The sequence below is a fragment of the Nocardia sp. SSK8 genome, assembly GCF_037034205.1.
Lineage (GTDB): Bacteria > Actinomycetota > Actinomycetes > Mycobacteriales > Mycobacteriaceae > Nocardia.
The window spans coordinates 205,086-227,816 of the sequence record NZ_JBAGKD010000007.1 but is presented as its reverse complement, the minus strand read 5'-3'; the positions used below and the strand labels follow the sequence as shown (position 1 = coordinate 227,816).

Annotated in this window: 22 protein-coding genes; 15 read left to right on the top strand and 7 right to left on the bottom strand. The window is 68.5% G+C overall.

Annotated elements, in window-relative coordinates:
- The first annotated feature begins 60 nt into the window (after nt 1-60).
- The 5 genes from WA675_RS16025 (at nt 61) to WA675_RS16005 (ending at nt 2,517) form a co-directional block, all read left to right on the top strand.
- Nucleotides 61-339, top strand: a complete 279-nt coding sequence (locus WA675_RS16025) for a hypothetical protein (protein ID WP_336085269.1) — start codon at nt 61-63, stop codon at nt 337-339.
- A complete protein-coding gene (locus WA675_RS16020) occupies nt 327-764 on the top strand; it encodes a type II toxin-antitoxin system VapC family toxin (protein WP_336085268.1) in 438 nt (145 codons plus the stop codon). Before WA675_RS16025 ends, WA675_RS16020 begins: the two co-directional genes overlap by 13 nt.
- A 232-nt stretch (nt 765-996) precedes the next feature.
- Nucleotides 997-1,317, top strand: coding sequence for a hypothetical protein (locus WA675_RS16015; protein ID WP_336085266.1), 321 nt, complete (start codon nt 997-999; stop codon nt 1,315-1,317).
- A complete protein-coding gene (locus WA675_RS16010; RefSeq protein ID WP_336085264.1) occupies nt 1,314-2,024 on the top strand; it encodes a hypothetical protein in 711 nt (236 codons plus the stop codon). Before WA675_RS16015 ends, WA675_RS16010 begins: the two co-directional genes overlap by 4 nt.
- A gap of 1 nt (nt 2,025) precedes the next feature.
- A complete protein-coding gene (locus tag WA675_RS16005; RefSeq protein WP_336085263.1) occupies nt 2,026-2,517 on the top strand; it encodes a hypothetical protein in 492 nt (163 codons plus the stop codon).
- Between the two features lie 1,070 nt (nt 2,518-3,587).
- Here WA675_RS16005 and WA675_RS16000 read toward each other — a convergent pair.
- Together WA675_RS16000 and WA675_RS15995 are read right to left on the bottom strand one after the other, a co-directional pair.
- Complete coding sequence (locus WA675_RS16000; RefSeq protein ID WP_336085262.1) at nt 3,588-6,479, bottom strand: UPF0182 family protein; 2,892 nt, start codon at nt 6,477-6,479, stop codon at nt 3,588-3,590.
- Between the two features lie 88 nt (nt 6,480-6,567).
- Entirely contained in the window at nt 6,568-7,422 is an 855-nt protein-coding gene (locus tag WA675_RS15995; protein WP_336085261.1) for a poly(ethylene terephthalate) hydrolase family protein, read from the bottom strand.
- A gap of 36 nt (nt 7,423-7,458) precedes the next feature.
- On the opposite strand from WA675_RS15995, the gene glmS reads away from it, so the two are divergent.
- Nucleotides 7,459-9,339: a glutamine--fructose-6-phosphate transaminase (isomerizing) gene (gene glmS, locus WA675_RS15990; protein WP_336085259.1), complete on the top strand. Its 1,881-nt coding sequence runs from the start codon at nt 7,459-7,461 to the stop codon at nt 9,337-9,339.
- Nucleotides 9,340-9,393: 54 nt separating this feature from the next.
- Here the strand turns inward: glmS and WA675_RS15985 are convergent, their stop codons facing one another.
- A complete protein-coding gene (locus tag WA675_RS15985; RefSeq protein ID WP_336085257.1) occupies nt 9,394-9,816 on the bottom strand; it encodes a cupredoxin domain-containing protein in 423 nt (140 codons plus the stop codon).
- Nucleotides 9,817-9,885: 69 nt separating this feature from the next.
- Here WA675_RS15985 and WA675_RS15980 point away from each other — a divergent pair, with 69 nt between their 5' ends.
- The 7 genes from WA675_RS15980 (at nt 9,886) to tsaD (ending at nt 16,775) form a co-directional block, all read left to right on the top strand.
- Complete coding sequence (locus WA675_RS15980) at nt 9,886-11,352, top strand: NAD(P)H-hydrate dehydratase (RefSeq protein WP_336085255.1); 1,467 nt, start codon at nt 9,886-9,888, stop codon at nt 11,350-11,352.
- Between the two features lie 411 nt (nt 11,353-11,763).
- Nucleotides 11,764-12,891: an alanine racemase gene (gene alr / locus WA675_RS15975; RefSeq protein ID WP_336085253.1), complete on the top strand. Its 1,128-nt coding sequence runs from the start codon at nt 11,764-11,766 to the stop codon at nt 12,889-12,891.
- Nucleotides 12,888-13,958 (top strand): alpha/beta fold hydrolase, encoded by a 1,071-nt coding sequence (locus tag WA675_RS15970; RefSeq protein WP_336085251.1) that lies wholly within the window; start codon nt 12,888-12,890, stop codon nt 13,956-13,958. The genes alr and WA675_RS15970 overlap by 4 nt, the downstream gene beginning before the upstream one ends.
- Entirely contained in the window at nt 13,951-14,406 is a 456-nt protein-coding gene (gene tsaE / locus WA675_RS15965; RefSeq protein ID WP_336085250.1) for a tRNA (adenosine(37)-N6)-threonylcarbamoyltransferase complex ATPase subunit type 1 TsaE, read from the top strand. Before WA675_RS15970 ends, tsaE begins: the two co-directional genes overlap by 8 nt.
- A 65-nt stretch (nt 14,407-14,471) precedes the next feature.
- Complete coding sequence (gene tsaB, locus WA675_RS15960; protein WP_336085248.1) at nt 14,472-15,164, top strand: tRNA (adenosine(37)-N6)-threonylcarbamoyltransferase complex dimerization subunit type 1 TsaB; 693 nt, start codon at nt 14,472-14,474, stop codon at nt 15,162-15,164.
- A gap of 29 nt (nt 15,165-15,193) precedes the next feature.
- Nucleotides 15,194-15,688 carry a ribosomal protein S18-alanine N-acetyltransferase gene (gene rimI / locus WA675_RS15955; RefSeq protein WP_336085468.1) on the top strand — a complete coding sequence of 165 codons (495 nt, stop codon included), beginning with the start codon at nt 15,194-15,196 and terminating at the stop codon, nt 15,686-15,688.
- Between the two features lie 40 nt (nt 15,689-15,728).
- Complete coding sequence (gene tsaD / locus WA675_RS15950; RefSeq protein WP_336085246.1) at nt 15,729-16,775, top strand: tRNA (adenosine(37)-N6)-threonylcarbamoyltransferase complex transferase subunit TsaD; 1,047 nt, start codon at nt 15,729-15,731, stop codon at nt 16,773-16,775.
- Between the two features lie 148 nt (nt 16,776-16,923).
- On the opposite strand, the gene WA675_RS15945 is transcribed toward tsaD, so the two are convergent.
- The gene (locus WA675_RS15945) at nt 16,924-18,432 is read right to left on the bottom strand and encodes an Hsp70 family protein (RefSeq protein ID WP_336085245.1); all 1,509 of its coding nucleotides are present in this window, start codon (nt 18,430-18,432) and stop codon (nt 16,924-16,926) included.
- A gap of 363 nt (nt 18,433-18,795) precedes the next feature.
- On the opposite strand from WA675_RS15945, the gene groES reads away from it, so the two are divergent.
- Both groES and groL read left to right on the top strand, forming a co-directional pair.
- Complete coding sequence (gene groES, locus WA675_RS15940; protein ID WP_336085243.1) at nt 18,796-19,098, top strand: co-chaperone GroES; 303 nt, start codon at nt 18,796-18,798, stop codon at nt 19,096-19,098.
- A gap of 84 nt (nt 19,099-19,182) precedes the next feature.
- Nucleotides 19,183-20,793, top strand: coding sequence for a chaperonin GroEL (gene groL, locus WA675_RS15935; RefSeq protein ID WP_336085241.1), 1,611 nt, complete (start codon nt 19,183-19,185; stop codon nt 20,791-20,793).
- A 346-nt stretch (nt 20,794-21,139) separates the two neighbouring features.
- Here groL and WA675_RS15930 read toward each other — a convergent pair whose 3' ends face one another.
- The 3 genes from WA675_RS15930 to WA675_RS15920 form a co-directional block, all read right to left on the bottom strand.
- Nucleotides 21,140-21,388 carry an RskA family anti-sigma factor gene (locus WA675_RS15930; RefSeq protein ID WP_336085239.1) on the bottom strand — a complete coding sequence of 83 codons (249 nt, stop codon included), beginning with the start codon at nt 21,386-21,388 and terminating at the stop codon, nt 21,140-21,142.
- Nucleotide 21,389: 1 nt separating this feature from the next.
- A complete protein-coding gene (locus WA675_RS15925; protein ID WP_278264989.1) occupies nt 21,390-22,007 on the bottom strand; it encodes a sigma-70 family RNA polymerase sigma factor in 618 nt (205 codons plus the stop codon).
- A gap of 125 nt (nt 22,008-22,132) precedes the next feature.
- Nucleotides 22,133-22,426: a WhiB family transcriptional regulator gene (locus tag WA675_RS15920; protein WP_278264990.1), complete on the bottom strand. Its 294-nt coding sequence runs from the start codon at nt 22,424-22,426 to the stop codon at nt 22,133-22,135.
- Nucleotides 22,427-22,731 lie beyond the last annotated feature (305 nt).

The following is a 22,731-nucleotide window of genomic DNA, read 5'->3' as shown; positions in this document are numbered from 1 at the left end:
CGCGGGGAGCGGGAACGAAGAACTGTACAGATCTGTACGGTTTTGCCGTAGCCTGATGCTATGACGACTATCAGGGCTGAAGAGGCACGTCTTCCCCGCCGGGCCAGGGAGGCGGTCGACCGCCATGAGCGGGTGGTGGTGCTGAGTCACGACCGTCCCGCGTATGTCATCGTCCATCCCGACGAGTACCCGGAGACCGGTCGTCGTCGCGGGCGTTCCATGAGCGAGGCGTTGCGGTTGCTCACCTCGGCGGCGACGCCCGATCCCGAGTTCGGTGACGACCTGGAAGCCGTCCGTGATTCGGTGGGCCCGCTGCCGGAGGACCCGTGGGCACGCTGATCGACACATCGGTCTTCATCGACCTCGAACGGGCGCATACCCGCAGGGGCGGGTCGGATTTCGACAAGGTCGCGCACGAGTTGGCGGAGCAGATCGGTTTCGATGAAGCCGTGGCGATGTCGTCGGTGACGGCGTCGGAGCTCCTACACGGTGTGCATCGCGCGAAACCCGAACTTCGGGCTCGGCGTGAGGCTTTCGTGGAAATGGCGATCGCTGCGTTCCCTCCGCAGCCCTTCGACCTGCTGGCGGCGCGGATCCATGCCGGAGTGTGGGCTGACCTCGCTGGTCGAGGTCAGGAGATCGGTGCCCACGATGTGCTCATCGCCGCGACTGCGATGAGTATCGGCTGGCGGGTGGCTACCGCGAACACGCGTCACTTCGAGCGGATTCCGGGGCTGGAAGTCCGCACGGTGCGTTTCGGCTGAGGAGGAATCAGCCGCAGATATCCGACTACTGTCAAGATGGACCATTTGCGGCTGGTAGCGCCGTGTGTGTCTGCAGTTGTGCGGCGGTACCGAGCGCATAGCATCACGGTGACCACCCCCTCGCCCTCGGTTGTGGAGGTATGTCCCTCCCAGGACTCGGACGGGACTCCTTCGACATCGCTGGCCTGCTCGAGCTAAGTTGGCTTGGTTGGTCCAACTGGAGGGGATGTTGATGACAGCTGAATTCAAGGTCGAGCCTGCTGCGCTTGATGCTTTCGGAGTTATACTTCGGAATTTGGCAACTCAGTCAGATCAAGCAAAAGTGTATGCATCCGGGTATCTTGCCCTGAGTTCGGAGCAGGCCAGAATATATTTTTCGGTCAAGGGCTACATGGATTCCTTGCAGGCTATCCTTACATCGAACTATGAGCAGATGTCTGCGCTTGCTCGGCAATCTTCAGATGAGATATTCAGGAGTTCTGGAATGTATCGGACTCTTGATCTTGAACGTGCCAAGCAGCTGGATCAAACCTATTCAACGGAGCCGAAATGAGTGTTCCTTCTGATGCCTTGCAGGCTCCCAAGGCCGACGAGTTGGTATCTGATGATTTTGCCTTCTGGGTCGGCGGTAATTTCCTGTCGCCTGCCTACGGTGTCTCCGCGCTGATTAAAAAGTTTACTAATTTCGATGTTTTCGGCTGGGCGTCGGAGCAAGTTGCGGGCGACTGGGAGGCTGTAAGTAGGGCTTCTGGGGCTGTGTCAAATCTCGGGAAGTTCAATGCTGCTTTCGCGCAGTCGATCAACGATGAGTGGGGCAAGGGCCTGGAGTCGACCTGGCAAGGAAATTCGGCTCAAGCAGCCGAGACCTATTTCAAGCGTCTGGCAAGTAGTATAAATTGGCAGGTGACGTCGCTCGATGAGGTCAGTAGAACTTTGGATAACATCGGTGGCTCGATGGCTAACTTGAAGCGTGCTCTGGGTGATCTGCTCCAGGAAATTGCCGATCTCGGTATTATCTTAGCTGCGGAATTGGCGGTAGCGGCGATACCCGTAGGTGTGACAACGGCGGTTTCGAGTGCGGCTATTGCGGTTACCGTTGCGAAGATTGTCGCAAAGGTAAACAAAGTCATGTCGGTTGTGGCTGCCGTGTACGACCTGGTTTTGGCCGGGGTGGCTACCCTGCAAAGTCTGTCTGCGCGTCTGACTGCGGAAACGCTACCAACCTTGGGCAACTCGGCGTACGACCATCAAGGGGTTTAATATGTCCGAGAACGGAGAGTTGCAGTTCGATGTTGCGCGGGGTGATCTCGGCGTGTCACGGCACTTGGAAATTGCGATGAAATCCCTGCGCCAGTCCAGTTCTGACCCTGTGCTTCGCGGCATGCTCGATGAGGTACTCGCAGGGCGGATGGGATTCCGGGAGTTCGGCGCAACCGAGGTATTCGCCAAACTTATCGATCGTACCCCTGCGCGTGTGCTCGATGACATTCTCAATCTCTCCGAAGAGGAGCGAGAAGCGCTAGTCGCGCAAGGTGAGCGTGAACTGGAGGAGCTACGCAATCAGCCGTCGGGGAACTTCTCCTCGCCAGCGCCAGCGCCAGCGCCAGCGCCAGCGCCATCTGAACAGTCGAAGCCATTCTCTGCCTACGCGGGAACTCGCAAACCGAACCGGGATGCGGTCATTTCTCCGGATGAACCTGACGACGATGATCTGTATTTTCAGGATCGCCGTAATCGTGGGTGGCTTGTGTGACGGCACACAACGCTGGACTGATATTGGTGCGGCTTGCGACAGAGCCTGTCGAGGAGCGGCTGATCCGGGATTGTGAGGCACGGCGCAGATCCCCTACCGCGGGGGTGAGATTCATTGGGCGCCGAATTCGTGAACTTCCGTTGGTTTGTCCACGCCATGGGGTAGGTGCAACCCGCGAAGTGTCGGTAGATATCCCTTTTCTGCAAGTAGGCTCGCAGCGTAAGCCGCAAACTCCAGGAGAAATTATTCGATTCTATCGACGATGCTGGTGGAAAGTTTACACCCTACCTCGTGTGGATATTACTGCAAGATTGTGGGCGCAGTGGCCTTTGTGTGACTCGTGTGCGTCTTATCGCAGTTTGCTGGTCCGCATCGCTGTGTCAGCGATGTTACTTGGGCCGACTGCTCTGGTGGTAGCGTGGTTGTTATCGCTAGTTGGCGCTCCGCACGTTGTAGGGCTGCTGACTGTACTCATCGGTGTACCCGGTGGATTTCCGATCGGGCTAATTTGTGGCGCATTCCTGCTATCGATGGCGAATACATACATCGCTGTGGGGCCGCTTGACGAGAGCCCATGCGTCACTATCCGGGCGCACCCCGATTTCGTGGAAGCCCTTCAGATCAAGGCCGAGTCAGAATCCGGTCGATCGGACGACTTCGATTCGCGGTAATGAGGGTGCTGACCTGCGCGGAGGGGGCCGGACATGCAGTCCTGCAACTGAATTTGGACCGAGTTGAATGGACCCGGTGAACTCGGCCACGGATGAGTGTGGCGACCGTTCCGATGGAGAGTTTGGGGGCTTCCACCTCGACCTCGACGGTCGGGTTGATGACCGCCGTGTGCGGGATCTCCGCGGTGCAGTCGGCGAAGGCGGCGTAGGTCTTGTCGCGGAGCAGGGGTGTTGAGGAGGTACCGGTGAGGAGGGCTCGGGTGGCTTTTCCGTTTTGTGTTCGTACGCACAACGTGGTCTCGCCGTACGACGATGACGATGACGACCCGGAGTCGGAGTACTACCGGCGCAAGAGCTGGCTGGTCTGACGCGCACGACGGTATTTCGGCCGGAGTCGGTTCACTCGTCCGGTCGGAGGATCTCGTCGAGTTGTTGTTCGAGGCGGTCCAGGGCCGCGCGGGCGGCGTCGAGTTCGGCTTCGAGGCGGGTGATCGTTGCCTCGTCGAGGGGGGACGGGGTGGAGCCGGGGGTGGGGGGTTCGCCGCGTTGGGTGCCGGGTGGGGGTGGGGCGGCGGGGGTGCCGCCCGGGGCGGTGGCGAGGTTGCCGGTGGCGGGGCCGAAGACCTGGTCCAGGGCGGCGGCGAGGGTGGGGGCGTAGCCGACGCGGACGCCGCCGGTGGCCGGGTCGCGGTAGCTGACGAGGATGCGGGCCAGTTGGGGGAAGGTCGAGCCGGAGGGGGTGGTGGAGATGCGTTCGGTGAACAGGGGTTCGACGTAGAGGACGCCGCCGTTCGCGATCGGGAGGGTGAGCAGGTTGCCGTATTGGATGCGGTTGGAGCGTTCCAGCAGGGTGCGTTCCGAGGCGACGCGGGTGTCGGAGATCATCGAGTTCTGGATCTGTTGTGGGCCCTGGGTGAGTGTGTCGGTGGGTAGCTGAAGAATGCTGAAACGACCGTAGTCGCGGGGGTCGGAGCCCACGGAGATGTACGCGGACAGGAACTCTCGTTTGAAGCCGACCATGGCGCTGGCCAGGCGGAACGACGGGGCGGCGGTGTCGGGGTCGCCGAGCAGGACGTAGAACGGGGGTTGCTGCGGGTTGGCGTCCACGGTGGGATCGCTGGGGACCGACCAGAACGCGTTGTTGGTGAAGAACTCTCGTGGGTCGTTCACGTGGTAGCGCGCGAGGACGTCGCGCTGGATGGTGAACAGGTCCTCGGGATACCGGAAGTGCGCGCGCAGGTCGTCGCTGATCGCGGTGGCTGGTTCGACGGTGCCGGGGAAGACCCGCATCCACGCGGCCAGCACCGGGTCGTTCTCGTCGACCTGGTACAGCGTGACGGTGCCGTCGTAGGCGTCGACCGTGGCCTTGACGGAGTTGCGCGCGTAGGAGATCTGCGGTGGGTCGCGGCGGCCGAACCCGTCCACGTCGGAAGACGGTGCGGGCAGCGAGGTTCGGGCCGCGTACGGATAGCCCTCGATCGTGGTGTACGCGTCGATGATCCAGACGATCCGGCCGTCGACGACCGCGGGATACGGGTTGTTGTCGGCGGTGAGCCACGGGGCGACCAGTTCGACGCGGGCGCTGGGGTCGCGGTGGAAGATGATCTTCGAGTCGGGGCCGATCGCCTTGGCGAAGAGGATGTTTCGCTCGGTGTAGGTCGTCGCGAAGGCGAGGCGGTTGAGCCAGCTCCCGACCGGGACGCCGCCCGCGCCGGTGTAGGTGTATTTCGTGGTGTCGGTGTCGTATTCGCGGGGTTCGGTGCCGCCGACGATGGCGTAGTCCGGGTCGGCCTGCGCGATCACCTCGCCGAAATAGATGCGCGGCTGCTCGACCGGGATCACCTGCTGCCCGGCCTGGGAGGCGATATCGCTGACCGCGTAGATCGGGTAGCCGCTGTTGCTGGCCGAGCTGTCGGCCGAGGACTCGGTGACCGCCGCGTTGACCCGGTTCGCCGGAGCCGCGACGAAGCCGTCACCGTGGGTGTAGACGGTGTGCCGGTTGACCCAGTGGGACTGGTTTCCGCTGAGCGCGCTGGGTGTCAGCTCCCTGGCCGCGACGACGTAATCGCGTAGTCTGCCGTCGATCTCGTAGCGGTCCAGGTCGAGGTTCTCCGGGAAGCTGTAGAAGTTCTTGAGTTGCTGCTGCTGGGTGAAGGTCCGGGAGAGCACGTGCGGATCGAGCAGCCGGATATCGGCGATCGTGGTCACGTCGGCGGGCACCTCGGGGGGTGGGGTCGCGCCGACTCCCGGATACGGGTGGTAGTCGACCCGGTCGGGGCCGACCCCGTAAGCCTGCCGGGTCGCGGCGATATTGCGTTCGATATAGGTGCGTTCCATGTCGGCGGCGTTGGGGCGCACGGAGAACTGCTCGACGGCGAACGGCCAGAGGCCACCGGCCACGATCGAGGAGACCAGTAGCAGCGCGGCCGCCATGGCCGGGACCCGCAGATCCCGGATCACGACCGCGGAGAAGACCGCGGCGGCGCAGATCAGGGCGATGGCGAAGAGCATGAACCGGGCCGGGAGCACGGCATTGATATCGGTGTATCCGGCACCGGCGAAGGTCGGCTCGCGCCGCTCGCTCGACAGCAGCGCGTACCGGTCGAGCCAGTAGCCGACGGCCTTCAAGGCGAAGAACACGCCGATGAGGACCGCGAGCTGCCCGCGGGCGGCCTGGGTGAGGCCCAGCGATTTGGTCACCGGGCGGATGCCGCCGAACAGGTAGTGCGTCGCGAGGCAGGCCAGGAAACCGACGACGGTGGCGACGAACAGCCAGCTCAGCACCAGCCGATAGAACGGCAGATCGAAGACGAAGAACCCGACGTCCAGGCCGAATTCGGGGTCGCGCTCGCCGAAGGACCCACCGTGCAGGAACAACTGCACGGTTTCCCACCGCGACTGTCCGATCAGGCCGCAGAGCAGCCCGAAACCGACCGCGATCCCCAACCCGATCCGCAGCGGCCACCGCGCCACCACCTGCCGGACCTCACCGAGCGGATCATCGCGCGCGGCGGGGTGGAAGATCGGCCGGGATCGGTACGCCAGCCACATGGCCGTGAAGACGGCGCCACCGAGGAAGACCGTGATCACGGCGAACAGCGCGAGTTTGGTGAGCAGGACGGTCGCCCAGACACCGCGATAGCCGACCTCGCCGAACCACAACCAGTTGACATACAGGCCGACCACGCGCGGCACGACCAGCAGCAGCACGAGAAACGCCGCGCTCGCTGTCAGTAGTAGCCGCATTCTCCGGGGAATTCGTCCCGGAGCCACGGCATCCCGTGCGCTCATCAGCCGCTCCTGCGACCAACGCCTGGCCGGGCGGCCGACGCGGGCCGTTTCCGCCGATTCTACCCGGCGGCATGCGGCCGGACCGGGTTCAGCCGCGGATGAGTTTGGCGACCGTGCCGAGGGAGAGTTTGGGGGTTTCCGCCTCGACCTCGGCGGTGGGGTCGATGACCGTGGTGTGCGGGATCTCGGCGGTCGGGTCGGTGAAGGGGGCGTAGGTCTTGTCGCCGAGGAGGGTGTTTAGGAGGTAGCCGGTGAGCAGGGCCCGGGTGGCCTTCTCGGTTTTGTGTTCGTAGCGGCCCGCGCCGAGGGCGGCGAAGAGGCGGCGGCCCTCGATGATGCCGTTGTGCGAGGCGCCGTCGATGCGGCGCAGCAGGGACGGGCCTGCCCAGGCGGCGGCGAGGGCGCGGGCGTCGGAGCTGACCGAGTCGAGGTCGTCGCCGGAGAGGATCAGGCCGGGCGTGTCGAGCTCGGGGGCGATGTTCTGGGCGGCGGGGGACGTGGGCGCGGGGAACAGGGCGGCGACGGCGGCGACCCGGCGCTGCGCGGCGGCGATGACGGCGGCCCCGGCGCCCATGCCGTGGCCCGCCAGGGCGAGCCGGTCGGGGCGCACGCTGATGGTGCCGTCACCGAGACGGACCTTGCTGACGATGTCGAGCGTGGTGAGCAGGTCGGCGCCCAGATCCAGGTGCGACGGGATCGGGCCGCGTTCGGTGTCGGGCGCCGCGACGACGAAACCCCAGGACGCGACGTGCTCGAGCAGGCCCTTGTAGTTCTCGGCACTGGTCAGCCAGCCGTGCGCGAACGCCACAGCGGGCAGGTTCAGCCCGGACTCGGGCGTGTACACCACACCCGGCTGTCCCGCGATCCCCAGATTTCCGCGCAGCACCCGGTGGGGACCACGCGCGGACAGGGTGCTCAGGAGCGACTTCACAGACACCGACACGGCGAGAAGGGTATCCGATCAGTAGGGTGGAGAACCATGTGCGGAATCGTGGGCTACGTGGGGTACCGGGACGCGCTCGGCGTTGTCGTCGACGCGTTGCGACGCATGGAGTATCGCGGGTACGACTCGGCGGGGGTAGCGATCCTCGACGGTCAGGGCGCGATCGCGGTGGAGCGCAAGGCCGGGCGGCTGGCCAATCTGGAGGCCGAGCTCGACGAGGCCGGGACCGCGCGGTTCGCGGGGACCAGTGGCATGGGCCACACCCGGTGGGCCACGCACGGCGCGCCGACCGACCGCAACGCCCACCCGCACCGGGATGTCACCGGCAAGCTGGCCGTGGTCCACAACGGCATCATCGAGAACTTCGCGCCGCTGCGCCGCGAGCTGGAGAACGCCGGGGTCGAGCTGCTCAGCGACACCGACACCGAGGTCGCGGTGCATCTGGTGGCGCGCGCATACGCCGAGGGGCCCACCGCGGGCGACTTCACCGCGAGCGCGCTGGCCGTGCTGCAGCGGCTCGAGGGCGCGTTCACGCTGGTGTTCACCCATGCCGATCATCCGGACACGATCGTGGCGGCGCGCCGGTCGACGCCGCTGGTCGTCGGGGTCGGCGAGGGCGAGATGTTCATCGCCTCCGATGTCACCGCGTTCATCGAGCACACCCGCGAGGCGGTCGAGCTCGGGCAGGACCAGGCCGTGGTGATCACCAAGGACAGCTATGTGGTCACCGACTTCGCCGGGAATACCGAGGGCGTGGTCAGCAGGCCGTTCACCATCGACTGGGACCTGGCCGCCGCCGAGAAGGGCGGCCACGACTACTTCATGCTCAAGGAGATCGAAGAGCAGCCGACGGCCGTCGCCGACACGCTGATCGGGCACTTCGTCATCGACGAGCACGGCGGGCGGGTGGTGCTCGACGAGCAGCGCCTGGCCGACCAGGAACTGCGCGAGTTCGACAAGGTGTTCGTCGTCGCCTGCGGCAGTTCCTACCACGCGGGTCTGCTGGCCAAGTACGCGATCGAGCACTGGACCCGGGTGCCGGTGGAGGTCGAGCTCGCCAGCGAGTTCCGCTACCGCGACCCGGTGCTGGACCGGTCGACGCTGGTGGTGGCCATCTCGCAGTCCGGCGAGACCGCCGACACGCTCGAGGCGGTGCGCCACGCCAAGGAGCAGAAGGCGCGCGTGCTGGCCATCTGCAACACCAATGGCGCGCAGATCCCGCGCGAGTCCGACGCGGTGATCTACACCCGCACCGGACCCGAGATCGGGGTCGCCTCGACCAAGGCGTTCCTGGCCCAGGTCGCGGCCAACTATCTGGTCGGCCTGGCGCTGGCGCAGGCGCGCGGCACCAAGTACCCCGACGAGGTCGCCCGCGAGTTCGCCGAGCTCGAGGCCATGCCCAAGCTGATCGCCCGGGTGCTCGAGACCGCGCCGCAGGTGCGCGCCATCGCCCGCGAACTCGCGCACGTGCCGACGGTGCTGTTCCTGGGCCGCCACGTGGGCTACCCGGTGGCGCTGGAAGGCGCGCTCAAGCTCAAGGAACTCGCCTACATGCACGCGGAGGGTTTCGCGGCCGGTGAGCTCAAGCACGGCCCGATCGCGCTGATCGAGGACGGCCTGCCCGTGATCGTGGTGATGCCCTCACCGAAGGGCCGCGCGGTGCTGCACTCGAAATTGCTCAGCAATATCCGCGAGATCCAGGCCCGCGGCGCTCGCACGATCGTCATCGCGGAGGAGGGCGACGACACCGTGCGCCCGTTCGCCGACCACCTCATCGAGATCCCGGCCGCACCGACCCTCTACCAGCCGCTGCTCTCGACGGTCCCGCTCCAGGTCTTCGCCGCCGAGATCGCCCAGGCCCGCGGCTACGACGTCGACAAGCCCCGCAACCTGGCCAAGTCGGTCACCGTCGAATAGGCCTGACCCCCGATCCGCGATTTCGCTGCGGGTCGGGGATCTACCGAATCCGGATCACTCCACCGTGATCGTGCCGCGCATGTCGGGGTGGAGGGTGCAGAGGTAGCGGTAGGTGCCGGGTTGGGTGAAGGTGTAGGACCATTCGCCCTTGTCGATGATGGGGCTGTTGATGCCCATGGCCTTGTCGCCGATGCCCTGGACGTTGTGGGGGGCCTTGTCGGAGAACTTCCAGGTGACGGTTTCGCCGACCTTGATGGTGGCGTCGGCGGGGGAGTACTTCATGCCGGAGACGTCGACGGTGAGGGCGGTGGGGCCGCTGTGGGTCGTCGTGGTGGTGGTGTTCACCGGGCGGGGGGTGCGGGTCGGCTTGGCCGAGTCGTCGTCGGAGCCGGAGCAACCGGCGGTGAACAGGGTGGCGGCAGCGAGGACTCCGGTGAGAACGCGGAGGGACGCGGCGCGGTGACGAACCATCGACATGGTTCCGGAGCGTAGTCTGCGAACGATCGCGGGCCGGGCGTGGCCCGTGCGGGCGGCCGGGAGGCGACGATGACGGATCGGCGTGGCTATTTCACCGCCGACCAGGTCCGGGCGGCCGAGGCGGAGCTGTTCACCCGGGTGCCTGCGGGAATGCCGATGCGCCGGGCCGCACACGGGCTGGCCACGGTGGTTGCGGGGGAATTGCGTGCGCGGACCGGGGGGATCGCGGGGCGCGCGGTGGGTCTGCTGGTCGGGTCCGGGGACAACGGTGGGGACGCGCTGTGGGCGGGTTCGTTTCTGCGGCGGCGCGGGGTCGCCGTGGTGGCGGTGCTGCTGAATCCCGAACGGGCGCATCGGGATGGGCTCGCGGCATTGCGGCGCGCCGGGGGGCGGGTGGTCGACGCGGAGGCGGCCGAGGCGGTGGCTCGGCTCGACGAGACCGACCTGGTCCTCGATGGGATCGTCGGGATCTCCGGGCGTGGGCCGCTGCGGCCGCGCGCGGCGGAAATCGTGGGCGCGCTGGGTGTTCCGATCGTCGCGGTGGATCTGCCCAGCGGTGTCGATCCGGATACCGGTGCCGTGGACGGGCCTGCGGTGCGCGCCGAGGTGACGGTGACCTTCGGTGCCTACAAGCCGGTGCACGCGCTCGCGGTGCCACGGTGTGGGCGAATCGTGTTGGTGCCCATCGGTGTGACGCTGCCCGAGCCGGATCTGGTGCAGTGGGAGCCTGCGGCGATCGGCGCGGGCTGGCCGGTTCCGGGAGCCGCCGACGATAAGTACAGCCAAGGCGTGGTGGGGGTGTGCGCGGGGAGCGCGAAATATCCGGGGGCCGGGGTGCTGTGCGCGGGTGCGGCGGTGGCGGCGACCTCGGGACTGGTGCGGTATGTCGGGGACGATGCCGAGGTGCTGGCTCGTTTTCCGGAAATGATTGCGAGCCGTCAGATCTCGGAGACCGGGCGGGTGCAGGCGTGGGTGTTCGGGCCGGGCGCGGGCACCGACAGCGCGGCGCGGGATCGGTTGGCCGAGGTGCTGGCGAGCGATCTGCCGGTGCTCGTCGACGCGGACGGGCTGACCATCCTCGCCGACGAACCGGAGCTGGTACGCGGACGGACCGCGCCGACCGTGCTCACCCCGCATGCCGGGGAGTTCGCGCGACTCACCGGGGCGTCGCCCGGCGCGGATCGGGTGGCGGCGGTGCGGCGGCTGGCCGAGGACTGGCACGTGACCGTCTTGCTGAAAGGCCGGGCGACGATCATCGCCGCGCCGGGGTCGCCAACCGCGGTCAACGAAGCGGGAGGGTCGTGGGCGGCGACAGCGGGCGCGGGGGACGTGCTGTCGGGGATTCTCGGCGCGCTACTGGCAGCGGGCAGGTCGCCGCAGTGGGCCGCCGCCGCGGCTGCGCGGGTGCACGCGCTGGCAGCGAACCTGGCCGCCTACGACGATCAGCCCGCCGCGGCGCCGGTGTCGGCGTGGCCGTTGCTGGAGCACATCCGGCCCGCGGTGCGGGTGGTTCGGGAGATGGGTGGGCAGCGGTAGCTCGGCTGCCTACGACGGTCGGCCCGTGGCGGTGTCGGAGTGGCCGTTGCTGGGTTACATCCGGGCCGCGGTGCGGGTGGTTCGGGAGATGGGTGGGCAGCGGTAGCTCGGCTGCGTACGACGGTCGGCCCGTGGCGGTGTCGGAGTGGCCGTTGCTGGGTTACATCCGGGCCGCCGTCCGCGTGGCTCGGGAGATGGGCGGGCGGCAGTAGGTCCGGTGATCGCGGCGTACCTGGCCGCTCACGACAGTCAGCCTGCCGTGGTGTCGGCGTGGCCGTTCGAGCACATCCGGCCGCCGGTGGTTCGAGGAGATGGTGAGCAGCAGCGGGTAGCTTCGGCGATCGCGTGAACGCGGCGTGGCGGCGGCCCCCGGTGCCGGGGAAGGCCGTCGTCCTGGCAGGATCAGGGGTTGTGAATGCGCAAGTGGAGACGGTTATCGACCTGGATGCCATAGCCCACAACGTGCGGGTGCTGCGCGAGTACGCGCGGGGGGCCGCCGTGATGGTGGTGGTGAAGGCCGATGGCTATAACCATGGCGCGGTGCAGGTGGCGCGGGCCGCGCTGGGCGCGGGAGCCGCGGAGCTGGGGGTGACCACGGTCGCCGAGGCGCTGGTGCTGCGGGAGGCGGGGATCACGGCGCCGATCCTGTGCTGGCTCAACACCATCGACGCCGATTTCGGGGCGGCGATCGCGGCCGATGTCGAGATCGGGGTGTCCTCGCTGACGCAGTTGCGCGCGGTCGAGCGGGCGGCGCAGGCGGCGGGGCGCGCGGGGGTCGTCAGTCTCAAGGTCGATACCGGGCTCAACCGCAACGGGGTATCGGCGGCGGAATATCCGCAGGTCCTCGCGGCGCTGCGGACGATCGTGGAGCAGGGCACGCTGCGGCTGCGCGGGATCTTCTCCCATCTCGCGCACGCCGACGAGCCCGGTCACCCGATGATCGACGAGCAGCGTGAACGGTTCGTCACCGCGATCGCGCAGGCCAAGGAACAGGGACTCGAACCCGAGCAGGTGCACCTGGCGAACTCGGCGGCCACGCTGACCAGACCCGACCTGCACTTCGACCTCGTGCGCCCCGGCATCTCGGTCTACGGGCTCTCGCCGATTCCCGAGCTGGGTGACTTCGGGCTGAAACCGGCGATGACGCTGCAAGCCCAGGTGACGCTGGTGAAGCAGGTCGCCGCGGGCGAGGGCGTGTCCTACGGGCACCGCTGGATCGCCCCGCGCGACACCACCGTCGCGCTGGTCCCCGCGGGCTACGCCGACGGGGTGTTCCGCGCGCTGAGCGGGCGTTTCGAGGTGTGGCTGGGCGGGGCGCTGCACCGTAATGTCGGGCGGGTGTGTATGGACCAGTTCATGGTCGACCTGGGTGACAACCCGGGCGAGGTACGGGCGGGCGACACGGCGGTGCTCTTCGGCGGCGGCGCTGGTCATCCGCACGCCCTCGACTGGGCAAGGGCCCTGGACACCATCGACTACGAGGTGGTGTGCGCGCCGCGCGGGCGGGCCGTGCGCCGCTATGTGGGGGCGGGCTCGTGAGCAGGCGCGCGGTGGTGCGCGGCGGCCTGGCCACCGCGGGACTGCTCGGCGCGCTCGCCGTCGCGCACACCCTGCGCCGGATCGGGGCCCGGGTGCGCTGGCCCGCCGAACGCGACGAGTACCGCGACGAGAACTTCGCCCTGATCGATTCCGACGAGCCCGGCTCGGTCCTCGCCGACGACGGGGTCTCGCTGGCCACCCGCACCTACGGCGACGACTCCGCCGCGGTGACCCTCGTGTTCGCGCACGGCTTCTGCAACAGCATGGAGTCCTTCCACTTCCAGCGCCGGGATCTGGCGCGGCAGTGGGGGACCCGGGTCCGGATGGTGTTCTTCGACCTGCGCGGGCACGGCCGTTCCGGCACCCCGGCCACCGACAGCTGCACCGTCGAACAGCTCGGCCGCGATCTGGCCGCGGTGGTGCGCGAGTGCGCGCCGAGCGGGCCGGTGGTGCTGATCGGGCATTCCCTGGGTGGGATGTCGGTGCTGGCCGCGGCCGCGCAGTTCCCCGAGCTGTTCGCGACGCGGGTGGTCGGGGTGGGGCTGTGGTGCACGGCGGCGGCCGAGGTGACGGCCACCGGGATTCCGCAGCTGCTGCGTCATCCGGCGGTCGGCGGGTTCCGGATGGCGGTGCGCACCGCGCCCGCGCTGGTGCAGGTGAGCCGCACTGCGAGCAAACAGCTGATCACCCCGATCCTGCACGTGAGCTCGTTCCACGGCCCGGTGAGCCCGACGCTGTCGCGGTTCACCACCATGATGATCGACCGCACGCCCGTCTCGACCATCGAGAAATTCCTGAAAGCGATTGAATTGCACGACGAATCGGCCGCCCTGCCGGTGCTGGCGGGCAAGCCCGTGCTGGTGCTGGGCGGCGCGCACGACCTGGTGATCCCGTTCCGCAACTCGCGGGTGCTCGCCGCGGCGATCGCCGACAGCGAGCTGGTGCGGGTGCGTGCGGCGGCGCACATGCCGCACCTGCAGTTCCCCGAGGTGACCCTCGACGCACTCGACCGGCTGCTCACCGCCGCGGGCGTGACCGGCGGACACGAGGAGGCCGTCGGTGGCTGACCCCCAGCAGCGCACCCTGACCACCGTCGAGGACACCGAGGCCTTCGGCCGCGAGCTGGCGCTGAACCTGCGCGCGGGCGACCTGGTGGTCCTCGACGGCCCGCTCGGTGCCGGAAAAACCGCCCTGACCAGGGGCATCGCCGCCGGTCTCGGCGTGTCGGGGCGGGTCAGCTCGCCGACATTCATCATCGCCCGCGCACACAAGGCCGGGCAGCGCCCCGACGGTTCGCCCGGCGTGCCGCTGGTGCACGTGGACGCCTATCGCCTCGCCGGTGACCTCGACGAACTCGACGCGCTCGACCTCGACACCGACCTGCACCACGCGGTGGTGGTCGTGGAATGGGGCAAGGGTGTCGTCGAGCACCTGTCCGAGCGGCACCTGCGGGTGCAACTCGCCCGGGAACCGGAATCCGATGTGCGCACGGCCATCTGGGAGTGGATCGGATAACTGGCGCGTCGTCCTGGCCAGGTGCGCGCCGAGCGCGGATACCACCCGGTATTGTTGAGACAATCATGCTCGTACTAGCAGTCGACACCGCGACACCCGCCGTTACAGCGGGATTGGTGCACCTGTCACCTGCCGCCGACGCGGACAGCCTGCCCGCCGTGGCGACCCTGTCCGCCCGCGTGAAGGTCGACGCCCGCGCCCACGCCGAGGTCCTCACCCCGCAGATCCTGGAATGCCTGAGCGAGGCCGGGGTGAGCCGCGCCGAGCTGGACGCGGTCGTCGTCGGCATCGGGCCGGGGCCGTTCACCGGCCTGCGGGTCGGCATGGCCACCGCCGCCGCCTTCGGTGACGCGCTGGGCCTGCCGGTGCACGGGGTGTGCAGTCTCGACGCGATCGCCGCCGACGCCGCCGCCGAGCCGCGCGGCCGGGGCGAGCTGCTGGTGGTCACCGACGCGCGCAGGCGCGAGGTGTACTGGGCGCGGTATCTGGACGGCGCGCGCGTGGCCGGACCCGAGGTGGGCAAACCCGCCGACGTGCCGGTGCCCGAGGCGGGCGCGATCGCCGGGTCGGCCGCGCACGTGGACTACTTCGATCTGCCGGTGCTGCCGGTGGAGACCCCCTCGCCCGCCGGGCTGGTCACCGTCGCGGCCGCCGCGCTGCTGGCCGGGACCGCGCCCGAGGCGCTGGTGCCGCTGTATCTGCGCAGGCCCGACGCGGTGGAGAACGCCTTCCGCACCCTCGACCGGACCGGGGCGTGAGGGCCGTGCCCGAGTTCCGGATCCAGCCGATGACGGTGCACGACATCGACCGCTGCGTCGAACTCGAACACCTGCTCTTCCCCGAGGACGATCCGTGGCAGGCGGTCTCGTTCCGGTCCGAGCTGGCCGGTGCGCACAACCGCTACATCACCGCGCGCGACGCGGACGGGGCCATGGTCGGCTACGCAGGCATCGCGCTGCTCGGTGACGCCGAGCATCCCGAGGCCGAGGTGCACACGATCGGCGTCGACCCGCGGTGTCATCGCGGCGGCATCGGCACGCTGCTGCTGGAGGCGCTGCTGGCGACCGCGGGGGAACGCGGCGGGCCGGTGTTCCTCGAGGTGCGCACCGACAACGCGCCCGCCATCGCGCTCTACGCCAAGCACGGCTTCCACATCATCGGGCTGCGCAAGAACTACTACCACCCCAGCGGCGCCGACGCGTACACGATGCGCCGCCCGGAACTCACGGCCGCGGCCGACGAATGGGCGGCGCGCGGCAGGCAGGACGAGGTGCTGTCGTGACCGGATCGGCAGTGCGGATGAAGCGGAACGAGGCGTCGGCGTGATCGTCATGGGTATCGAGAGTTCCTGCGACGAAACGGGAGTCGGCATCGTCCGGCGGCACCCGGACGGGTCGCTCGAGCTGCTCGCCGACGAGGTGGCCTCCAGCGTCGACCAGCACGCCCGCTTCGGCGGTGTGGTGCCCGAGATCGCCTCGCGCGCGCATCTCGAGGCGATCGTGCCCGCCATGCGCCGGGCGCTGGCCGCGGCCGGGATCAGCAAGCCGGACGCGCTGGCCGTCACCATCGGGCCCGGCCTGGCCGGTGCGCTGCTGGTCGGGGTCGCGGCGGCCAAGGCCTACGCGGCGGCCTGGGAGGTGCCGTTCTACGCGCTCAACCACCTCGGCGGGCACGTCGCGGTGGACACCCTCGAGCACGGCCCGCTGCCGCCCGCGGTGGCGCTGCTGGTCTCCGGTGGGCACACGCACCTGCTGCAGGTCAGCGATCTGGGTTCACCGATCACCGAGCTCGGCAGCACCGTCGACGACGCCGCGGGCGAGGCCTTCGACAAGGTCGCCCGGCTGCTCGGCCTCGGCTACCCCGGCGGCCCCTACCTGGACGCGGCCGCCCGCGACGGCGACCCGCGCGCCATCGCCTTCCCACGCGGCATGACCGGCCCGCGCGACGCCCGCTACGACTTCTCCTTCTCCGGCCTCAAGACCGCGGTCGCCCGCTATGTCGAGGCCGCGCAGCGCCAGGGCATCGCGCCCGAGCAGCTGCCGATTCCGGATATCGCCGCGTCCTTCCAGGAGGCGGTCGCCGATGTGCTCACCATGAAGGCGGTCCGCGCGGCCACCGACGTGGGCGTGGACACCATCGTGCTCGGCGGCGGTGCCACCGCCAATTCGCGGATTCGCTCGCTGGCCGAAGAACGGTGTGCCGCGGCGGGACTCACGTTGCGGGTGCCCAAGCCACGGCTGTGCACGGACAATGGCGTGATGATCGCGGCGCTGGGTGCGCATGTGATCGCGGCGGGCGCCGAACCCGCCGAGCTGACGGTGGCGACCGACCCGGGTCTGCCGGTGTCGGTGAGCGCCCTGCGCGGCTGACAGCCGGTCGCCGATCCACCGCGCCGGGTGCACTGCCGCGTTGCCGCTGGTCGCTGCTCCGCGACGCACCGAGGAGGGGGCGGCCCTGCGCGCGAGTCGATCCGGCGGTGGTGATCGGGTTGCTGGGCCTGATCACGCGCCGGGCCGGTCAGCCCACCGTCTGCAGGATCGGTTCGCTCGGCGCGGCCTCGGGCGGAATCGGGAGAACGCCGTGGGCGGGGGCCTGGGTGGGCGAGGTGTTGGGCGTGGAGGGCCGCTGCTGGCCGGGCCGGGAGGAGCCGCTGTCCAGCGGGACCAGTGGGGACTCCGGGTAGGGGATCTGCGGCAGGTTCGGGTCGGGGCGCAGCGTGGGCGCGGTGCTCGACGGCGCACCGGACGGGCCGGGGATCACCGGGGTGGTCGTCGGCGGGACCGTGGTGGTCGGAGCGGGGGTGCTGGGGATGCCGGTGGCCGGCGGGGCGGGAACGATGCCGGTGCGGTCGGTGCTCTCCTGGTCCTGCGGGGTGGGCGCGGGCGACCCGGGTAACGACGGCTGGCGCACCGAACTGCTGGTGCCCGCGGGGGTGACGTCGGTGCTGTCGGGTGTGATGGCCTGCACGCCGTAACCGATCACCAGGCCGACCACCACGACCGCGCCCGCCAGCGTGCCCACCACCTTGGTGACGGTGCCGCTGGGCACATCGGTCAGCGAGGCGCCCTGTAAGGCCGCGGGTAAGGCGGAGGGGGCCGCCGCGTCGGCGACCAGCGCGGCGCCCTTGGCGATCACCGCCTCCGGGTCGGGCACGGTCAGTACCGGCATGTCCAGCCGCGCGGCGAGGGTCTCCACCACGGCGGGGATATTGGCGCAGCCGCCGATCACCGCGACCGCCTCCGGCCGCCGGGGCGCGCGGCTGAACACCGAACTGGAGAACAGCGCGATATTGCGCAGGAGCCCGCCGATGAGCTCCTCGAAATCGGAGCGGGTGAGCTTGAGCGGCTGCCCGGCCACGTGGTCGATGGTGACCGCGGGCGCGATCGAGAGGTGCTCCTTGGCCGCGCGGCCGCGATTGGTGAGGGTGGCGCGGTTGGGCCGGGCGCCGCGGCGGGCGTAGTGCAGGTCGACGAGATGGTGGTAGATCAGCTCGTCGATGGCGTTGCCCGACAGCGTGGGGGTGCGCTCGGTGTGCAGCACCGACCCGTCGGCGTAGTCGGCCACGGTGACGGTGAGCCCGGTGGCGCCGAGGTCGATCACCGCGACGGTGGCGTAGCGGTCCAGCAGTCCGGTCTCGCGCAGATACGACAGCGCGGCCGTGCCCTCGGGCACCAGCCGCAGATCGCGACGGCGGGTGGTGGCCGCGCGGATCGCCTGGGCCTGCTCCTTGTCGCGGTAGGCCACCGCGACGCTGGTCGGCGGACGGGTGCGGGTGGACTCGGTGCGGCGCTGCACGCCCGAGGAGTAGCGCCCGACGGGCTCGCCGATCAGGCCCGCGGTCTCCGAGACGGGTAACTGGGTGGTCATCAACTCGATCGAGGACGAGACCAGGTCACCGAGATCGGAATGGGCCGCGTCGGCGGAGACGACGCGGTAGTCGAAGTGCTGTTCGCCGGATGGTCCGGTGGCGACCAGTGCGGAGCACACCACCTCGTTCCCGGCCGAGATGCCGAGGGATGTTCGCATGTTCACCTCCCTTCGAGCGGATGGTTCCGCGGTGGCCGACCATCTCGAATGGAACGTTATGCATACTCTGTCACAGCCTGTTATGCGAACGTTACAGATTGTTGCAAGCGATGTGAAGATCACTGGCGAGTGTGGGCGTGTCGAAAATGCGACATTGGCAGAACCCGGCCTTGAGCGCTGGCACTCTCGCATATAGAGTGCTAGTCGGCACTGCGAAAGCTGTACTTGTGCCAGCCGACTACTGGGCAGGGGTCCCGGCACCCGCGACGACGGGGCTGATGCGCAGAGTCGCAAGCTGACCGAAACCCGGTCCGGGACACCAGTTCCGGACGACCGAATTCCCCTGAAAGTGGAGGGCTCAACGTGGCGAGCGTGAACATCAAGCCGCTCGAGGACAAGATCCTCGTCCAGGCCAACGAGGCCGAGACGACGACGGCCTCCGGCCTGGTCATCCCGGACACGGCCAAGGAGAAGCCGCAGGAAGGCACCGTTGTCGCGGTCGGCCCCGGCCGCTGGGACGAAGACGGCGACAAGCGGATCCCGCTGGACGTCCAGGAGGGCGACGTCGTCATCTACAGCAAGTACGGCGGCACCGAGATCAAGTACCAGGGTGGGGAGTACCTCATCCTCTCGGCTCGCGACATCCTGGCCGTCGTCACCAAGTAAGGCCAACGCCGCATTCGCGTTCCGCCCCGGCGTCGTCATCCGACCCGGGGCGGATCGCGTTCTCACACAGGAGCGAATCCCCCTATGCCCAAGCAGATCGAGTTCGACGAGAAGGCGCGCCGGGCGCTGGAACGCGGCGTCGACAAGCTGGCCGACGCCGTCAAGGTGACCCTCGGCCCGCGCGGCCGCCACGTGGTGTTGGCCAAGGCCTTCGGCGGCCCGACCGTGACCAACGACGGTGTCACCATCGCGCGTGACATCGACCTCGAGGACCCCTTCGAGAACCTCGGCGCCCAGCTCGTCAAGAGCGTCGCCACCAAGACCAACGACGTCGCCGGGGACGGCACCACCACCGCCACCGTGCTGGCCCAGGCGCTGGTGCGCGGCGGCCTGAAGAACGTCGCCGCGGGTGCCAACCCGATCTCCCTCGGCCAGGGCATCGCGCTGGCCGCCGAGAAGGTGTCGGAGGTGCTGCTGGCCGCGGCCACCCCGGTCTCCGGCGAGCAGGCCATCGCCCAGGTCGCCACCGTCTCCTCGCGCGACGAGGAGATCGGCGAGATGGTCGGCAAGGCCCTCACCACCGTCGGCAAGGACGGCGTGGTCACCGTCGAGGAGTCCTCGACCACTCACACCGAACTCGTCATCACCGAGGGTGTGCAGTTCGACAAGGGCTACCTCTCGCCCTACTTCCAGACCGACCCGGAGACCCAGCAGGCCGTCCTCGAGGACGCCTACATCCTGCTGCACCGCGACAAGATCAGCTCGCTGCCCGATCTGCTGCCGCTGCTGGAGAAGATCGCCGAGTCCGGCAAGGCCGTGCTGATCATCGCCGAGGACGTCGAGGGCGAGGCGCTGTCCACCCTGGTGGTCAACTCCATCCGCAAGACGATCAAGGCTGTCGCGGTCAAGGCGCCGTTCTTCGGTGACCGCCGCAAGGCGTTCCTCGACGACCTGGCCGTGGTCACCGGTGGCACCGTGATCAACCCCGACCTGGGCATCACCCTGCGTGAGGCCACCATCGAGCAGCTCGGTCAGGCGCGTCGCGTCGTCGTCACCAAGGACGAGACCGTGCTCATCGACGGCGCGGGCACCGAGGCCGACATCGCCGCCCGCAGCGCGCAGCTGCGTCGCGAGATCGAGGCCACCGACTCCGACTGGGACCGCGAGAAGCTCGAGGAGCGCCTGGCCAAGCTGGCCGGTGGCGTCGCGGTGATCAAGGTCGGCGCGGCCACCGAGACCGCGCTCAAGGAGCGCAAGTACCGCGTCGACGACGCGGTGGCGGCGGCCAAGGCCGCGGTCGAGGAGGGCATCGTGCCCGGCGGTGGTTCGGCGCTGGTGCAGGCCGCGACCGCGCTGGTCGAGCTGCGTGACTCGCTGAGCGGTGACCAGGCCGTCGGCGTCGAGGTGGTCCGCAAGGGCCTCGAGGCGCCGCTGTACTGGATCGCCACCAACGCGGGCCTGGACGGCGCCGTGGTGGTCAGCAAGGTCGCCGAGGGCAAGGACGGCTTCAACGCCGCCACCCTCACCTACGGTGACCTGCTCACCGACGGTGTCGTCGACCCGGTCAAGGTGACCCGCTCCGCCGTGGTGAACGCCGCCTCGGTCGCGCGGATGATCCTCACCACCGAGAGCGCCATCGTGGACAAGCCGGTCGAGGAAGAAGACGACCACTCGCACCACGGTCACGCTCACTGAGTGAATCGCGAAGGGTGAATCGCGAAGGCCCGCTGTCGGCTGGTGGTCGGCAGCGGGCCTTTGTATACCGCCTACAACGGTGAACGCTGTGTTTGTTGGAGCGCTGGCGCGCTCGAGTCGCGGCCCCTAGGGGCCGCCGGTCAGCGCTCGAGACTCGCCTTCGGCATGCGCTTCGAGCGCTGACCGGCGACCCGGCCGCGACCGGCGCTGCGCGCCGCCGCTCCTCGGGGTCGCGGGTGCGGGGCTGGGAGGGCGGTCATGGCGGTTTCGGCTGGGTGTGCTGTGTGGTGGGAGTGCGCGAAGGCCCCCGGATCGTTGTCGGCGGTCTGGGGGCCTTCGTTCGCGTTCAGCTGGCTACCGGGGGTTCCTCGGCCAGCGCGGTCAGTAAACCGGTGCGCAGGGTCGGGGGTGGGGCGGTGGCGGTGAGTTCCGCGAGCAGCGCGAGGGTGCCGCGGGTGTCGCGGACCTCGCGCAGGAACTCGGTACAGAGGGTCGGGTCGTCGGTGTCGATGATGGTCTGGATCGCGTGATGGTCTTCGTCGTCGATCAATCCGAGCGCGACGGTGTGCGCGAGATCGATCTGGGCTTCGTTCATCTCACGTCACCCCCAAACTTTTCTTCAGTCGTGTCAATCCGTCCCGAATACGGGACTTAACGGTCGGTAACCCTATGCCGAGGTATTGAGCCACCTCCGCGTAGGTCCGCCCGCCGTAGTAGGCGAGCGAGATCGCCTCGCGCTGGGTCTCGGTCAAAGTCGAGAGTCCGCGCTGGACGGCCTGTTGTTCGAGTCTGCGTTCCACCTCCTCGGTGACCTCGTCGAACTCGTTGCCGAGCACCCGGATCCCGTAGGCGACTTCGCGCTGGGTGTGGGCTTGCTCGGCACGAACCCGATCGACCGCGCGCCGGTGCGCCAGCGTCATCAGCCAGGTCACCGCCGACCCCTTGGTGGGGTCGAAACTCGTTGCGGTGCGCCAGATCTGCAGATAGACCTCCTGCGTGGTCTCCTCCGCGTACCCGGGGTCGTGGAGCACCCTCAGGACCAGGCCGAAGACGCGCGCCGACGTCCGGTCGTACAGTTCGGCGAACGCTTGCTGATCGGCAAGGCCGCATCGTTCCAACAGTGCGGCTAGCTCGACTCCTTCGGCCGCGCGTGCGGTAACCGCAGAATCCACGCTCGGTGGGAAGGCTTCGCTTCGGAACCCATTCTGTGTCATCGGTCACGAATCTAGCCCGCGGCTATGACCTCCCTTCGCCCGGGGGTGCCTTGAACGCGTGCCAGCTGTTTGCTAGAGATTCGGCACGCCACGCCGGGCGGATGGGATTTGATTTGCCGAAGTATCTAGACGGCCATACGACGCCGGTTGCGGCGCGCGTGCATCTCGCGTTCGGTCTCCGACATCCCGCCCCAGATGCCGTAGGGCTCGCTGACCTTCAACGCGTGCGCGCGGCACTGCATCAGCACCGGGCAGGCCCGGCAGATCTCCTTGGCGCGCATCTCACGCGCGGTGCGGGCGCGGCCGCGTTCGCCGTCGGGATGGAAGAAGACGGCGGAGTCCTGGCCGCGGCACGAGCCTCGCATCTGCCAATCCCAGACATCGGCGTTCGGGCCGGGGAGGTGAGTGGGCATGGGCATGGTGAACTCCTTGTGGTGCGAGCTCGTCAGCGTTGTCGAGCGAGTGGTTCGGCAGGTCTCGGTGCCACCATGCGGTGGCCTGCTCGACGGTGCCTGACGGTGTCACCTCGGTGCGGGTCGCTGCAATTTCGCGCGGCGCCTACCGTGACGGTGAGCTACGTTAGGGGCAGGCGGGAATTTCCGTCAATAGTTCGGCGCATTGGTTCCACAAATCGGCATCGCTGAAATTTAACCTGCGCACTGTTTACATTTCATGCTCACTCCGTCCATACTGTTCGGTTGGCTATGGCTCGATCCCGCCGCGT